This is a genomic window from Campylobacter sp. CH186 (genome assembly GCF_004378925.1).
Lineage (GTDB): Bacteria > Campylobacterota > Campylobacteria > Campylobacterales > Campylobacteraceae > Campylobacter_D > Campylobacter_D jejuni.
In genome coordinates this window covers 34,198-48,620 of record NZ_RYYB01000002.1, presented here as the reverse complement: position 1 = coordinate 48,620, position 14,423 = coordinate 34,198, and the positions used below count along the sequence as shown (strand labels likewise).

Genomic DNA, 14,423 nt, shown 5'->3' with positions numbered 1-14,423 from the left:
ATAATAATTTAGAATGAAATTTATCCTTTATTAACTTAATTTAGTATAAATTTTTGTTAAAATAGATAATTTGTATATTTTAAGTGCTTTTTAATTTGATAATTGATACCATTTTTTTTAATATTTTATTTTAAAATCAAGAAAGGATAAAAATGAATTTTCAAAGCATTATTTCTCATATGAATGATCATCATAAATCAAATTTAGTTGATCTTTGTAAAAAATTTGGTGGTATTGAGCAAGTGCAAGATGTTTTTCTAAAAAGTGTTGATTTTAATGGCTTGGATCTTGTTTACAATGATAAAGAAAATTTACGAGTGGAATTTCCTAAAAAAGCCGATGAAAACACAATTAAAGATACTATAATATCCCTTTGCATGAGTGCAAAGAGTGAGCAAAATTTTAGTGGTGTAGAAAAAGAATTAAATGAATTTATGCTAAGTTTTAATTCTGTAGCTTTGGCAACTTTAAATACAAATGGAGAAGTTGTTTGCTCGTATGCACCTTTTGTAAGCACAGAATGGGGAAATTATATTTATATAAGTGAAGTAAGTGAACATTTTAACAACATCAAAGTAAATCCAAACAATATGGAAATAATGTTTTTAGAGGATGAGAGTAAAGCTGCTTCTGTGATACTTCGCAAAAGATTGCGCTATAGAGTAAATGCAAGCTTTTTAGAGAGAGGTGAAAGATTTGATCAAATTTATGATGAGTTTGAAAAACAAACCGGAGGAGAAGGAGGCATTAAAACTATACGCAAGATGCTTGATTTTCATCTAGTAAAGCTTGAATTTAAAAAAGGACGCTTTGTAAAAGGTTTTGGTCAAGCTTATGATATAGAAAATGGAAATGTTGCACATGTAGGTGCTAGTGGAAATCCACATAAATTCCCACATAAGCATTAATTTGTATAAAACTTATAAATTTTGTTCTTGTAAAGCTTGGGCTTGATGATGAGTGATTAAAGGTTCTATGATTTCATCAAAAAGCCCATCTTGCATAATGGCATCTAAGCGATATAAAGTAAGATTTATTCTATGATCGCTGATACGATTTTGTGGAAAATTGTAAGTGCGAATGCGTTCGCTTCTATCTCCGCTTCCTACTTGTGATTTTCTTGCTTCACTTTCTTTTGCTAGTCTTTCACTTTCTTGCATTTCATAAAGCCTTGCTTTTAGGACTTTCATCGCACTTTCTTTATTTTTGTGTTGGCTTTTTCCATCTTGATTGACTACAACTATACCTGTGGGGATATGAGTGATACGAACAGCTGAATCAGTAGTATTTACACTTTGTCCACCATGTCCTGAAGATCGCATAACATCAACTTTAAGATCGTTTGGATTGATTTCGATTTCTATATCATCAACTTCTGGCATTACTGCCACGGTGATAGCAGAAGTATGCACGCGTCCTTGGGATTCTGTTTGAGGAACTCTTTGAACACGGTGCGTTCCACCTTCATATTTAAGTCTTGAATAAGCCCCTGTTCCTTTAACAAGCATGATGATTTCTTTAAATCCACCTACACTTCCTTCACTAGAGCTTACAATCTCAAGTTTATAGCCGCGATTTTCAGCATATCTTGCATAAGCTTTTACAAGATCTCCTACAAATAAAGATGCCTCATCGCCACCTGTACCTGCACGAATTTCAAGAAAAATATTTCTTTCATCATTTGGATCCTTAGGAAGAAGTAAAATTTTAATCTCTTCTTCAAGTTTTGGTTTTAATTCTTCTAAAGTTTTTAGTTCTTCTTTTGCAAGTTCCCCAAGTTCTGGATCGTTTAGCAAAGCTTTATTTTCTTCTATATTGTCTAAAGTTTTTAAATACTCTTTAGCTTTTAAAACGATAGGTTCTAAATTTTTTTGTTCTTTAGAGAGTGTAGTCATTTTACTGATATCGTTGAGTATATCAGAACTGCTAAGAAGAGAATTTAACTCTTCAAAGCGTTTTAAAAAAGGATCTAGTTTGCTAGCTAACATTAAAAACTATATAGAAAATTATGCGATTTTATTTACTAAAAGGGCTAAGCGGCTTACACGGCGAGAAGCAGTTTGTTTTTTAATGAAACCGCGACTTACCATAGCATGAATGCTTTTATTAGCTACTTTTAAAGCTTCATTAGCAGCATTTTTATCTCCATTTGCTGCAGCTTCTCTTACGGCTTTAGTTATATTTTTAAGTCTTGTTCTATAGAATCTATTTCTTTCTGTTTTTTTAATAGTTTGTCTTGCTCTTTTTTCAGCAGATTTATGGTTTGCCATTTATATTTTCCTTTTTTGAAATTAAAGACTAAATTATATAAGAATAAAATTTAAAATTTAATTAATTTAAGCAAAATTTCAAAATAAATCCTTTAAATTTATATCCCAAAAAACTAAATTAAATTTAAGTAAAAATCCATAAATTACCGCACTTAAAAGTCCAGCAAACAATCCTGCTAGCATATCATCAAGCATTACACCTAGTCCGCCTTTGACTTTTTTATCTATCTTGCCAATAATAGAAGGTTTTGTAATGTCAAAGAGTCTAAATAAAACAAAAGCCAAAATAAAATTGACTATCGAGTTTTCAACACTTGCTGCAATAGCACAAGCAAGAAAAACCCCAGCAACTTCATCGATAACTATGTGTTTGTCATCGTGAATTCCTGTTTTTTTTTCATAATCATCTATAACACGAATACTTGCAACAAAAATTAAAATACTTAGTAAAAACAAAGTATTAATTCCGAGATATTTAAGTATAAAAAAAGCAGGTATTAAAGCAGCGATAGTACCAAAAGTCCCACTTGCCTTTTTTATAGAACCTGAATAAAAAAAAGTTAAAAATAATTTTTGCATTTTGTTACACCATATAAGACATTTGATGAATTTCTAAAAGTTTTTGATAAAATTCTTCATCATTTTTGTATTCTAAAATTCCATCAGTTGGAAAAAGCTCATTATAAATTTTTTGCATATTTTTTAATCTATTTGGAAAAAGAGAAGTTAAAATAACACTAGATACTTCCTTGCGCATGAAAATTGCTGGAGGAATGATACCCGCTCTTAGTAAATCTTTTAAAGACTGAGAATTATAGTGCAAATGGTGATGACAACCATGAGGGCAAGATCTTGTGCTAACAATCATGCGACATTGATCGCAAAATACAAATTCAGGCAAAACAATCACTTCTATGCCATAATCCTTGGAAAAATCATCAAGTATGGTTTTTGGTTGATTATCATCATAAAACATTCCAAGTCCTGTATGATTTTGTCCTACTACTAGTTTGGTACAACCTAGACTTTTTGCGATAATGCTTTCTAAACCAGGATTTAAATGAGCGTGAAAAATATTAATATTTTTTAATGGAAAAATGAAAATTCTATCCGGTGGAAGATAGTTTTGAATAAATTTTTTCAAATAAGCTTCTTTAAGTTCGAATTCAAACCCATTTGCATCAAAAGATTCTACAAGAAAAATTACAACTAAATCTGCTTTATCAATAGTCCAACGAAACATTCTTTCATGGGCACGATGCAAAGGATCAAAACTTGAAACTATAGCGGTAATTTTTTGTGCATTAAGATTGTTTTTGATTTGTTGAAAATTTTCTTTTATTTTTTTAATTTGAGAATTGTAAATTTCTATTTTTCCACTTATACAAGTTGTTCCCATATCTTCCAAAGAGCAAGTGTTAGGACTGAAAATATCAGAAAAATTTTTATTATTTTTAAATCGGCTTTTAAAATCTATATGTCCTACTACTTTTTCGTCTAGTATGAGATCGATTCTATCGCCAGATTTTATATCATTTAGTGCTTCTTCAGCATTTTTTGGCGCAAAGCTTAAGGGATAGGGAAAACTTTCTCCTTTAAATTTTCCTGATTTAATGATTTCATTGACTTCTTTTTCATTCATTAAATGAGTGCAAGCACCTAGCAAACCTTCTTTAATAAGTGACAAGATACCAAATTCATTTTGATCTATGGTAATGTTTTTATTTTTTCTTGCTGATTTCATATTTCTTCCTTTTTTCCCATAAAGATTTACGTGAAATGCCTAATTTTTTTGAAAGATCAGTATCAGGAAATATATTTTGGTAATTTATAATAACATATTTTACATACTCATCTATGGTTAAAATTTCATTGCTATCGATATTTTTTTCATTATCATTTAAATTAATGCAGTTTATTTTTAAATCATCTGTATTTGAATTGGTATGCAAAATAACATTTTTGTTTTGTATAAAATCTAGGAGTTTTTCCTTTTCTGCTGCTTTTAATGCTTGAAAGTTACTCAAAAATAAGAGATTGTTTTCTGTGGGAAGTTTCATAACTTTTTCAACTGAATTTGTAGATGTTAAATCAATAAAAGAAAGAGTAATGTCACATTCATTTGCATAATTAAAAACAAAAGCATCAGCACTGCTTTGCTTGTTGGATTTTAATATCAATGGAAGTTTTAATTTTTTATAATTATACTCTGGAATTTTGATTGTTTCTAATCTTGATTTGATGTAGCTTTGATAAGCTTTATTAAGGATTGAAAGTTTTCTAAAATCTTGATAATGCTTTATTTTTCTAATCAGCTCTTCTATCATAAAGGGTTTTTGAATATAATCACTAGCACCTAATTTCAAAGGATTTGAAACTGTATCTGTACTTATATAAGAAATAAGCAAAATAATAATACTATGTTTAAACTGACCTACGGCTTTTAGAAAGTTATTAGTATTTGTAGAAAGCAGTACAATATCATAGTATTTTTCACCATTGTATTCATCAAACGAGTTGATAATTTCACAGCTATATCCAGCATCGCTTAGTTTAATGCTAATGCTTTGTGCTAGATAAATTTCATTTTCAATAATTAAAACTTTCATAATCTTGTCCAATCAAAATATTTTAAATTTACACTACTAAGCACCGCCATACCTTCTTTTCTTCCAATAAAACCCAATTTTTCCGTTGTTGTGGCTTTAACATTGATTCTAAATTCATCTAAATCTAAAGTATGAGCTATATTGCTTTGCATAGCTTGTTTAAAGTCTTTAAGTTTAGGGCTTTGTGCCATGACGCAAATGTCTATATTAATGAGTTCAAAACCTACTTCTCTGACTTTATCATAAGCCTGTTTTAAAAGCTCCATGGAGTTGGCATTTTTAAATTTCATATCAGTATCAGGATAAAGCTCTCCTATATCTCCAAGTCCTGCAGCACCTAAAATCGCATCGGTTAAAGAGTGAGCTAAAACATCTCCATCGCTGTGTGCTTTAAGCCCCATAGTAGGATGAATTTGCACTCCTGCTAAAAGCAAAGGGCGATTCTCTCCAAATTCATGCACATCAAAACCATTGCCAGTAAAAATTTCAAAGCTAGGTGTAGGCAAATCAAGCTTTTTAAGATCTTCTTTAAAGGTTAGTTTTCTTGCATTTTCTTCACCTTCAACAAACCAAATTTTTCCACCCATTGCAGCTATAGCTGTGCTATCATCTGTAAATTCTAGGTTTTGATCCAAGGCTTTTTTAAGCAATTTGGTTTTAGAAATTTGCGGGGTTTGAATGAGTTTGATTTTTTCTCTTTGCAAGGCTTCATTGTCAAAAAGTGTTGTATCTGCAACTTTTAAAGCAGGGGTAATACAATCTGCTTTATCTAAATTTTCAATCAAACGATCAAACAAATTTTTACTCACCAATACCCTTGCTACATCACTTACCATAACAAATTCGCTATCTATGAGCTCTAAGGCTTTTTTTAAGGATTCTGCTCTGGTATCACCACCTTCTATGAATTCATAGTTTTTAGTAAATTTTTTCATATAAGTGATATTACTAGAGGTAACAACTATTTTTTTAAAAGGATAAAAAGAGCTTAAATTTTTTGTTGCATAAAGCCAAAGAGGGTCATTTCCAAGTCGTAAAAATTGTTTTTTTACCTTTGTGTTAAAACGAGTAGAATTTCCAGCTGCTAACATAATGAGGCTAATTTCACTCATTTTTTCATTCCTCTTTTTAATATTGTTGGTTTTTATAATGTTACCATATTATACACTTATAAAAAGCTAAATTTTATCATTTTATTAGTAAAATTTATTTTTTTAAAAGACAAGGAAAAAATATGAAAGAACAAATTTTAGAGAAATTAAAAACTGTAAAATATCCTGGTTTTGAAAAGGATATAGTGAGTTTTAACTTTGTAAAAGATATTAAAATTCAAGATGATGGTGTATTTATTGATATAGAAATCGTTTCAGCAAATCCTGAAGTAGCTAATGAAATTCGTAAAAATGCTATTGAAGCTTTATCGAGTTTGGCTTTAAAAAATATTGAACTTAATATCATTACTCCAAAAATTCCTGAAGAAAAAAGCAATTCAAGAAGTGGAAAAAATATCGCTCCACAAGTAAAAAATTTCATCATGGTTTCAAGTGGAAAAGGTGGTGTGGGCAAATCTACAACTACAGTAAATTTAGCAATTTCCATGGCTAAAATGGGAAAAAGAGTAGGGATTTTAGATGCAGATATTTATGGGCCAAATATTCCAAGAATGCTAGGCGAAACCAAAACTCAGCCTGAAGTAGTAGGGCAGAGATTAAAGCCTATTTTAACTCATGGTGTTTATATGATGAGTATGGGGGTTTTGATCGAAGAGGGTCAAGGTCTTATGTGGCGTGGAGCTATGATTATGAAAGCAATCGAGCAACTTTTAGCCGATGTGATTTGGCCTGAACTTGATGTATTGTTTTTGGATATGCCTCCAGGAACAGGCGATGCGCAAATTACTTCTGCACAAAGTATTCCTATTACTGCAGGAGTTTGTGTAAGCACACCTCAAACCGTATCTTTAGATGATAGTAAAAGAGCTTTAGATATGTTTAATAAGCTTCACATTCCTATAGCGGGTGTGATTGAAAATATGAGTGGATTTTTATGCCCTGATAATGGTAAAGAGTATGATATTTTTGGCAAAGGAACGGCTGAGGATATGGCAAAAGCCTATAAAAGTGAAGTTTTAGCACAAATTCCTATAGAAATGATAGTAAGAGAAGGTGGAGATGAAGGCAAGCCTGTGAGTTTTTATCACCCTGAAAGTGTGAGTTCAAAGCGTTATTTAATGGCAGCTGAAAAAATTTGGAGCTTTATAGAAAAGATTAACAATGAAGGTGGTGCGGATAATTCTGCTATACAACCTGTGATGAATGGAAAAAGTGCGTGTTCGCATTAAAAATTAAGTGGATAAGGAAAAGAAAATGATTAATACTAAAGAAGATTTTTTACTTTTAATCAAACAAATCGAGCAAAAAAGTGGCTATAAAAAACCTAAAGCTTTTGGTATAGCAAGGCTTGATAGAGGACAGTTAAATAAAAATAAAATCTTACAAGCAAGTTTTGCTTTGATTAATTATGAGCAAAATTTTGGCTCAGCGGCAATCATGCTTGAAGCTTTTATGCAAAGGGGTGTGGAGATTGATTTTAATGCGAGCGAGTTTGTGCAAACTTTAAAATTAGAAGATATTGATTTTGCACTTTCTTGTTTTAAACCTTTTTTAGAAGAAGAAGGGCATCAAAATATTGATTTATTAAAGATTATCAAAGATAAATTTAAAGACGATGAGTTTGCTTTTGTTTGTCTTTTTGAAGATAAAGAACCTTTAAGTGTAGAAAGTGTTTATCTAAAACTTTATTTGCTTTCTACTAAAAAAGTACCTTTAAGAAGTATTAATCTAAATGGAGCTTTTGGACTTTTAAGCAATGTAGCTTGGAGCGATGATAAACCTATCGAGCTTGAGTATTTAAGAGCAAATGAAATGCGTTTAAAAATGAGCAATCAATATCCAAAAATCGATTTTGTTGATAAATTTCCAAGATTTTTAGCGCATATTATCCCTGAGGATAATACAAGAATTTTAGAAAGTTCCAAAGTAAGAATGGGTGCATCTTTAGCAGCAGGAACAACCATCATGCCAGGGGCAAGTTATGTGAATTTTAATGCAGGTACAACAGGAGCTTGTATGGTTGAAGGGCGTATTAGTTCAAGTGCTATAGTAGGAGAAGGTTCTGATGTAGGTGGCGGAGCTTCGATTTTAGGTGTTTTAAGTGGAACAAGTGGTAATGCTATAAGCGTAGGCAAGGCTTGTCTTTTAGGGGCTAATTCAGTGACAGGAATTCCTTTAGGGGATAATTGTATAGTTGATGCAGGTATTGCGGTGCTAGAAGGAACGAAATTTTTACTCAAAGATGCCGAAGAACTTGCTAAACTTAATCCTTATTTTAATTTTGATAAAGAAATTTACAAAGGCTTAGAGCTTAAAGGTTTAAATGGACTACATTTCCGTCAAGATTCTATAAGTGGTGCTATGATAGTAGCTTTAAATAAAAAAGCAGTCAAACTTAACGAAGCCTTGCATTGATATAAATTCATTTACATAAAGCTTTAAGCTTTATGCCTTTCTTTCAACTTTGAAATCACATCTGAGAAACTAAGATTTGCATCTGCAAGTAAAACACTTAAATGATACATTAAATCCGCTGCTTCACAAATAAGCTCTTCTTTATCTTTTACTGTCGCTGCTAAAGCTGTTTCTACGCCTTCTTCACCAACTTTTTGTGCTATGCGTTTTGTACCACTTTTGAAAAGTTTTGCTGTATAAGAAGTATTTTCATCGGCATTTTTTCGTGAATTGATAAGCTTTTCAAGTCTGGCTAGAAAAACAAAATCCGCATTTTTAGAAATTTTTTCAAAACAAGAAATATCGCCCGTATGACAAGTAGGTCCTACAGGATTTGCTAAAATTAAAAGCGTGTCATTATCACAATCTAAGCTTAAATCTATGATATTTAAGAAATTTCCACTTTCTTCACCCTTCATCCAAAGACGCTGTTTTTTGCGTGAAAAAAAGACTACTTTGCCACTTTCTAAGCTTTTTTCTAAGGCTTCATTATTCATAAAGCCTAGCATTAAAACTTCACAAGTTTTTGCATCTTGGACGATGACAGGTAAAAGATGATCCACTTTTTGCCAAGCGATTTTTTCATTAAGTTCTTTGAAATTTTGCATATTATATCCTTATACTTAAGCCTTGATTTTTAAGATAAATTTTTAATTCTTTAATGTCTATAAGTTTTTGATGAAAAACGGAAGCAGCTAAAGCCCCATCTATACCTAGTTTAAAAGCTTCTAAAAAATGCTCCATTTTTCCCGCTCCCCCGCTTGCGATCAAAGGTACTTTACAAATTTTATATACAGCTTCTAATTGTTCTAAATCATAGCCATTTTTAACACCATCTTGATTCATCATATTTAAAACAATTTCGCCTGCACCTAGATCTTGCACTTCTTTAACCCATTCTAAAGTACTTTTTCCACTATGCTTGCTTATTTTTTCATCGCCTGTGTATTGAAATACTTTTAAATTTCCATTTTTATCTTTGAAGCTATCAATCCCTACTACTACGCATTGCACGCCAAAGCTTTTAGCAAGGCGTGTGATTAGGCTTGGATCATTTAAAGCAGGAGAATTGATAGAAATTTTATCTGCCCCATTAGCTAAAAGTTCAGCTGCATCTTCTTCGCTTTTAATACCCCCTGCAACACAAAAAGGAATATTGATATTTTTTGCTACTTCACTTACCCATTCTCTTGATATGCGTTCTTTTCTAGCACTTGCAGCAATATCATAAAAAACAAGCTCATCAATACCATTTTGAGAATAATACTTAGCAAGCTCTATGATATCTCCCATATCTTTATGGTTTTTAAATTGTGTTCCTTTTACTACTCTGCCATCTTTGACATCTAAACATGCAATTATGCGTTTTGTAAGCATTTATTTCTCCAAAATACATTTTTCTTTAAGATATTTTTCCATTTTTTCATCGCTTTTAATTTCATCAAAATTAGCTTGAATTTTTGCTTCTTTGCCCACTTTAATTTGTTTGTTTATATCATCAATAAATTCTTTAAAATTTGGATTTTTATTAATCAGCATATTTAGTGTTTGAATATCAAGTTCTTTTTCTTTTGCACTAATTAAAATTTGAGAATTTGAAATATCTTTTTCAAGTTTTATCACTCCTATGCCAAAACTTTGATTTAAGCGTCTTAACTCGCTTAAAACCTCGCTATCAATTTCTTGTAAAACAACCAAATAGCCCTCATTTGCCCAGCTAGAATTGCTTACAGCTTGAAAATAGCATTCTTTTAAATTTGAAAAATTTAAAGCAATTTTAAGTTCAAAAGAAAAAAGTTTATAGCTGTTTTGTTTGATATTTTCTAAAAGTGTTATGGTTTCTTTTTCATAATCATCATAAGGAAAATAAACCCCTACAATATCAGGATAATTCCACTTATCTTCCCCACCTTTACCCTTTTTGCTTTGTTCGTGATAAATTGTTTTGCAATTTAAATTAAAATCTAAATTTTCATATAAAAATTTTACAATCAAGGGGTGTAAATCTCTTTCATGAAATTTATTTTTTTCTTGTTTTTCGTTAGTAATTTCATTTTTATCATCAAGCTTTAAAAGTTCATTTTCTCTTTCTTTTAACCAAAAAGTTCTGGGTTTTTGGGAAGCTTTAATAAATAAAGAATTGTGTTGCAATTCTTTTATATCAACATATATCCTAGCCCCTAAAGTAGCAATTGGAGTTTGTCCTATGCTAGAAAGCTTTTTATCTAAGCCTTTTTCAAGAGCTTTTTGCCAAATTTCATTAGCGCTTAAAGGCTTATCGCTTTGTTTTAAAATTTCTAAAGCAAGTTCTTTGTAACTTAATTTGCTAGACATCTTATTCCTTCTTCTACGCTAAAAACTCCGTCTAATAAAGCTTTTCCTACGATAACCCCACTACAAATTCCTTTTAAGTTTTCAAGGTCTTTTAAGCTCGCTACTCCACCACTTGCCTGAATGCAAATATTAGGAAAAATTTCATGGATAAGTTTGTAAAGTCTTACATTTACTCCTTGCATGGTGCCATCTTTTGAAATATCTGTGCAAAGTATGTGTTTTAAGCCTTTATTGCTATAAAAATCTAAAACTTCCATAAGCTTTTTATCGCTTGCTTCTTGCCAAGCATTTACAGCCACAACATAATCTTCTTTTAAAATCGTATCTAAGGCTAAAACTATAGCTTCACTACCAAATTCTTTTAAAATTTCAAAACATAAAGTCGCATCTTTAATCGCCATAGATCCTATAACTACTCTTTTTACTCCACAATCAAGCAAAGCTTTAACTTCTTCTTTAGAGCGTATGCCTCCGCCTACTTGTAAATTGACACTGACTTCTTTAGCTAATTTTTCTATCAAAGCAAGTTGTCTTTTGCTAGGATCTTTTGCACCTGTAAGATCTACAAGATGAAGTTCTTTCGCTCCTGCTTTTTCGTATTCTTTGAATTTCTTTAAGGGATTGTATTTATATACTTTTTTTTGTTCGTAATCCCCTTTTACAAGACGCACCACTTCACCATCTATAAGATCAAGTGCGGGTATGATTTGAGTCATCCTATATCCTTAATAAAATTTGAAATTAAAATTTCCCCCGTTTCGCTACTTCTTTCAGGGTGAAATTGCACCCCGTAAAAATTATCTTTCATTACACTTGCACTAAATTTTTGCGAATACTCACAATCTGCTATAGTGTATTCCCCAAGTCCTACACAATAACTATGCACAAAATAAAAATAAGCCCCTTCTAAGCCTTTAAACAAAGCATGAGAGCTATGAACTTGATTCCATCCCATATGTGGAAAAGTAAAGCCTTCTTTAGCTTTAAATTTTTGAGTTGTAAAATCTATGAGTTTTAAAGTTTCTTGATTTAATTCTTCAGAAAAATTTCCTAAAATTTGCATACCTAAACAAATACCAAGCAAAGGTTTTTTGGTATTTTTAATAAAATCAATAAGATTAAATTGTTCTAAATTTTTCATCGCTTCTTTTGCGGTACCCACTCCAGGTAAAAAAAGCTTATCCGCACTTTCAAGCTCTTTTAAATCCCTACTGATAGTTGCATTAAAACCTAATCTATCCAGACAAAATTTCAAAGATGCTAAATTCGCACAGGCTGTATCGATGATGATGATTTTCATATCACTCCTTTAGAGCTGGCTAAATTTTCACTTTCTATTTTCACTGCCATTTTCAAAGCTTTTGCAAAGGCTTTAAAAAGCCCTTCAGCTTTATGATGATCGTTTTTACCTTTAACTTTTAAATGCAAACTCACGCCCATAGCATAGCTTAAAGAATAAAAAAAGTGCTCGATCATTTCTGTGCTTAAAGCCCCTAAATGAGATTTTTTAAATTTGGCTTTATAGACTAAATGAGGACGATTGCAAAAATCCATCACACAACTTGCCAAACACTCATCCATAGGTAAAGTAAAACCATATCTTGCAATGCCAATTTTATCCCCTAAAGCTTTTTTGATACAAGCTCCAAGTGCTAAGGCTACATCTTCAACGCTATGATGCTCATCGATTTCCAAATCCCCTTTACAAGAAATTTCAAGCCCTATACCTCCATGTACAGCGATTTGCTCTAACATGTGATCAAAAAAATCAATACCTGTTTTAATGCTAACCTTACCCCCATTTAAGCATACTTTTACTTTTATATCTGTTTCTTTAGTAGTTCTTTGATAACTCGCACTTCTAAAAGAACTTAAAATTTCATTTTCTATTTCTTTCCAAGAAAGTTCGCCGTATTTTAAACCACGCACGCCTAAATTTGAAGCCAAGATCATATCACTCTCACGATCTCCTATAACAAAACTTTGCTCCTTATCATAAAGCTCGTGTTTGATATACTCTTCTAACATAGCGGTTTTAGGTTTTCTGCAAGTACAATTTTCATTTTCAAAATGCGGACAAATAAAAATATCTTGAAATTCTATACCGCAACTTTTTAAAATATCAAGCATTTTTTCATGAGCGATTTCAAAATTTTCCTTTGGAAAACTTGGTGTTCCAAGACCATCTTGATTGCTTACCATAACAAATTTAAATCCAAAATTTTTTAGTTTTAAAAGAGTGGGAATAGCATCTTTTTCAAAACGTAATTTTTCAAGAGTATCGATTTGAAAATCGCTTTTTGGCTCCTCTATTAAAGTGCCATCTCTATCTATAAAAAGGATTTTTTGACTCATTTTAAGCTCTCTAAACGAAAAGTTACTGCATTTTTGTGCGCGTCTAAATGCTCATTTTGTGCTAAAATTTCAACACTTTTACCTAAAGCTAAAAAACCTTCTTTACTTAATTCTTGAACGGTCATTCTTTTACTAAAATCTGCCAAACCTAAACTAGAATGCGTTTTAGTAAGTCCATAAGTAGGTAAAACATGATTTGTCCCACTTGCATAATCACCCATAGACTCCGGAGAATAAGCTCCTAAAAATACCGATCCTGCGTGTTTTACACCTTTTAAAAGTTCTCGTGGATTTTGAGTTTGTATGATCAAATGTTCAGGGGCATAAAGATTTGAAATTTCTAAGGCTTGATTTAAATCTTTAGCTATGATAATGCGTGAATTAGCAATGCTTTTGCTTGCAAGTTCTTTACGAGGTAAAAGTTCTAATTGACTTTGGACTTCATCACTTGTTTTTTGAGCAAAATCTTGACTTAAACACACCAAAATCACTTGAGAATCTGCACCATGTTCAGCTTGTGAAAGCAAATCACTAGCTACAAATTTTTCATTAGCCAAATCATCAGCTATTACTAAAACTTCACTAGGTCCTGCTTGCATATCAATAGCTGCTCCGTTTATATCGTTACTTACTTGGCGTTTTGCTTCGGTTACAAAGGCATTTCCTGGGCCAAAAATTTTATCCACCTTTAAAACACTTTGCGTACCGTAGGCCAAAGCTGCTATAGCTCCTGCACCGCCCATTTGATAAATTTCATCCACGCCACAAAGCTTGGCACAAAAAAGCACGGCATCATTGATTTTTGCAGGACTTGCTAAAACGATTTTTTCACAACTTGCAATTTTTGCAGGGATAGCTAACATTAAAACCGTTGAAAACAAAGGTGCTAAACCCCCTGGTATGTAAAGTCCTACTTTTTCTATAGGGCGTGTTAAAACCTCACATTTAACGCCTTTTGTAGTTTCAAGAGCGATTTCATGTGGGATTTGGGCTTCGTGGAATTTTTTGATATTTTCATAAGCTACTAAAATAGCGTCTTGTAAATCTTTATCCAAACGATTACTTGCTTGAGTAATTTCTTCTTGAGTGATTTTAATATTAGAAATTTCAGCCTTATCAAATTTTAAAGCTTGTTCTATCAAAGCTTCATCGCCTTTTTCTTGCACTTCTTTAATGATAGAACTTACTATTTTTGAAATTTCATCTTTCGCACTTATAGCAGGGCGTTTTAATGCTTCTTCTTTTTGTTTTTCATCTAAATTATCATATACTAAAATTTGCATTTTTTA

At 31.6% G+C, this 14,423-nt stretch carries 16 protein-coding genes; 3 read left to right on the top strand and 13 right to left on the bottom strand.

Annotated elements, in window-relative coordinates:
- Nucleotides 1-152 precede the first annotated feature (152 nt).
- On the top strand, nucleotides 153-908 hold the full coding sequence (locus tag ELQ09_RS03030) for a HugZ family heme oxygenase (RefSeq protein ID WP_052793662.1): 756 nt from the start codon (nucleotides 153-155) through the stop codon (nucleotides 906-908).
- A 12-nt stretch (nucleotides 909-920) separates the two neighbouring features.
- On the opposite strand, the gene prfA is transcribed toward ELQ09_RS03030, so the two are convergent.
- The 6 genes from prfA to ELQ09_RS03000 all read right to left on the bottom strand — a co-directional run bounded on the left by prfA (nucleotide 921) and on the right by ELQ09_RS03000 (nucleotide 5,991).
- The gene (prfA, locus tag ELQ09_RS03025) at nucleotides 921-1,988 is read right to left on the bottom strand and encodes a peptide chain release factor 1 (RefSeq protein WP_002858952.1); all 1,068 of its coding nucleotides are present in this window, start codon (nucleotides 1,986-1,988) and stop codon (nucleotides 921-923) included.
- Between the two features lie 18 nt (nucleotides 1,989-2,006).
- Entirely contained in the window at nucleotides 2,007-2,270 is a 264-nt protein-coding gene (gene rpsT, locus ELQ09_RS03020) for a 30S ribosomal protein S20 (protein ID WP_002856547.1), read from the bottom strand.
- 78 nt (nucleotides 2,271-2,348) lie between these two features.
- A complete protein-coding gene (locus tag ELQ09_RS03015) occupies nucleotides 2,349-2,849 on the bottom strand; it encodes a phosphatidylglycerophosphatase A (protein ID WP_002858951.1) in 501 nt (166 codons plus the stop codon).
- Between the two features lie 4 nt (nucleotides 2,850-2,853).
- Nucleotides 2,854-4,014: a sulfate adenylyltransferase gene (locus tag ELQ09_RS03010; protein ID WP_096702725.1), complete on the bottom strand. Its 1,161-nt coding sequence runs from the start codon at nucleotides 4,012-4,014 to the stop codon at nucleotides 2,854-2,856.
- Nucleotides 3,992-4,879, bottom strand: a complete 888-nt coding sequence (locus ELQ09_RS03005) for a response regulator (protein WP_002862251.1) — start codon at nucleotides 4,877-4,879, stop codon at nucleotides 3,992-3,994. Before ELQ09_RS03005 ends, ELQ09_RS03010 begins: the two co-directional genes overlap by 23 nt.
- The gene (locus tag ELQ09_RS03000; RefSeq protein WP_002877789.1) at nucleotides 4,876-5,991 is read right to left on the bottom strand and encodes a bifunctional 2-C-methyl-D-erythritol 4-phosphate cytidylyltransferase/2-C-methyl-D-erythritol 2,4-cyclodiphosphate synthase; all 1,116 of its coding nucleotides are present in this window, start codon (nucleotides 5,989-5,991) and stop codon (nucleotides 4,876-4,878) included. Before ELQ09_RS03000 ends, ELQ09_RS03005 begins: the two co-directional genes overlap by 4 nt.
- A gap of 122 nt (nucleotides 5,992-6,113) precedes the next feature.
- On the opposite strand from ELQ09_RS03000, the gene ELQ09_RS02995 reads away from it, so the two are divergent.
- Both ELQ09_RS02995 and ELQ09_RS02990 read left to right on the top strand, forming a co-directional pair.
- Nucleotides 6,114-7,220 (top strand): Mrp/NBP35 family ATP-binding protein, encoded by a 1,107-nt coding sequence (locus tag ELQ09_RS02995; protein WP_038816157.1) that lies wholly within the window; start codon nucleotides 6,114-6,116, stop codon nucleotides 7,218-7,220.
- A 25-nt stretch (nucleotides 7,221-7,245) separates the two neighbouring features.
- A complete protein-coding gene (locus ELQ09_RS02990) occupies nucleotides 7,246-8,406 on the top strand; it encodes a 2,3,4,5-tetrahydropyridine-2,6-carboxylate N-succinyltransferase (RefSeq protein WP_002866583.1) in 1,161 nt (386 codons plus the stop codon).
- Nucleotides 8,407-8,429: 23 nt separating this feature from the next.
- Here ELQ09_RS02990 and hisIE read toward each other — a convergent pair whose 3' ends face one another.
- The 7 genes from hisIE to hisD are packed head-to-tail and all read right to left on the bottom strand — an operon-like array spanning nucleotide 8,430 to nucleotide 14,417.
- The gene (hisIE, locus tag ELQ09_RS02985; protein WP_070261479.1) at nucleotides 8,430-9,053 is read right to left on the bottom strand and encodes a bifunctional phosphoribosyl-AMP cyclohydrolase/phosphoribosyl-ATP diphosphatase HisIE; all 624 of its coding nucleotides are present in this window, start codon (nucleotides 9,051-9,053) and stop codon (nucleotides 8,430-8,432) included.
- A 1-nt stretch (nucleotide 9,054) separates the two neighbouring features.
- Entirely contained in the window at nucleotides 9,055-9,822 is a 768-nt protein-coding gene (gene hisF / locus ELQ09_RS02980) for an imidazole glycerol phosphate synthase subunit HisF (RefSeq protein ID WP_134263757.1), read from the bottom strand.
- A complete protein-coding gene (locus ELQ09_RS02975; RefSeq protein WP_134263756.1) occupies nucleotides 9,823-10,779 on the bottom strand; it encodes an HTH domain-containing protein in 957 nt (318 codons plus the stop codon).
- Nucleotides 10,764-11,495, bottom strand: coding sequence for a 1-(5-phosphoribosyl)-5-[(5-phosphoribosylamino)methylideneamino]imidazole-4-carboxamide isomerase (gene hisA, locus ELQ09_RS02970; protein ID WP_052858818.1), 732 nt, complete (start codon nucleotides 11,493-11,495; stop codon nucleotides 10,764-10,766). Before hisA ends, ELQ09_RS02975 begins: the two co-directional genes overlap by 16 nt.
- Nucleotides 11,492-12,079, bottom strand: coding sequence for an imidazole glycerol phosphate synthase subunit HisH (hisH, locus tag ELQ09_RS02965; RefSeq protein WP_070317468.1), 588 nt, complete (start codon nucleotides 12,077-12,079; stop codon nucleotides 11,492-11,494). The genes hisA and hisH overlap by 4 nt, the downstream gene beginning before the upstream one ends.
- Complete coding sequence (hisB, locus tag ELQ09_RS02960) at nucleotides 12,076-13,134, bottom strand: bifunctional histidinol-phosphatase/imidazoleglycerol-phosphate dehydratase HisB (protein WP_134225631.1); 1,059 nt, start codon at nucleotides 13,132-13,134, stop codon at nucleotides 12,076-12,078. The genes hisH and hisB overlap by 4 nt, the downstream gene beginning before the upstream one ends.
- Nucleotides 13,131-14,417 (bottom strand): histidinol dehydrogenase, encoded by a 1,287-nt coding sequence (gene hisD, locus ELQ09_RS02955; protein ID WP_134263755.1) that lies wholly within the window; start codon nucleotides 14,415-14,417, stop codon nucleotides 13,131-13,133. Before hisD ends, hisB begins: the two co-directional genes overlap by 4 nt.
- Between the last annotated feature and the right edge of the window lie 6 nt (nucleotides 14,418-14,423).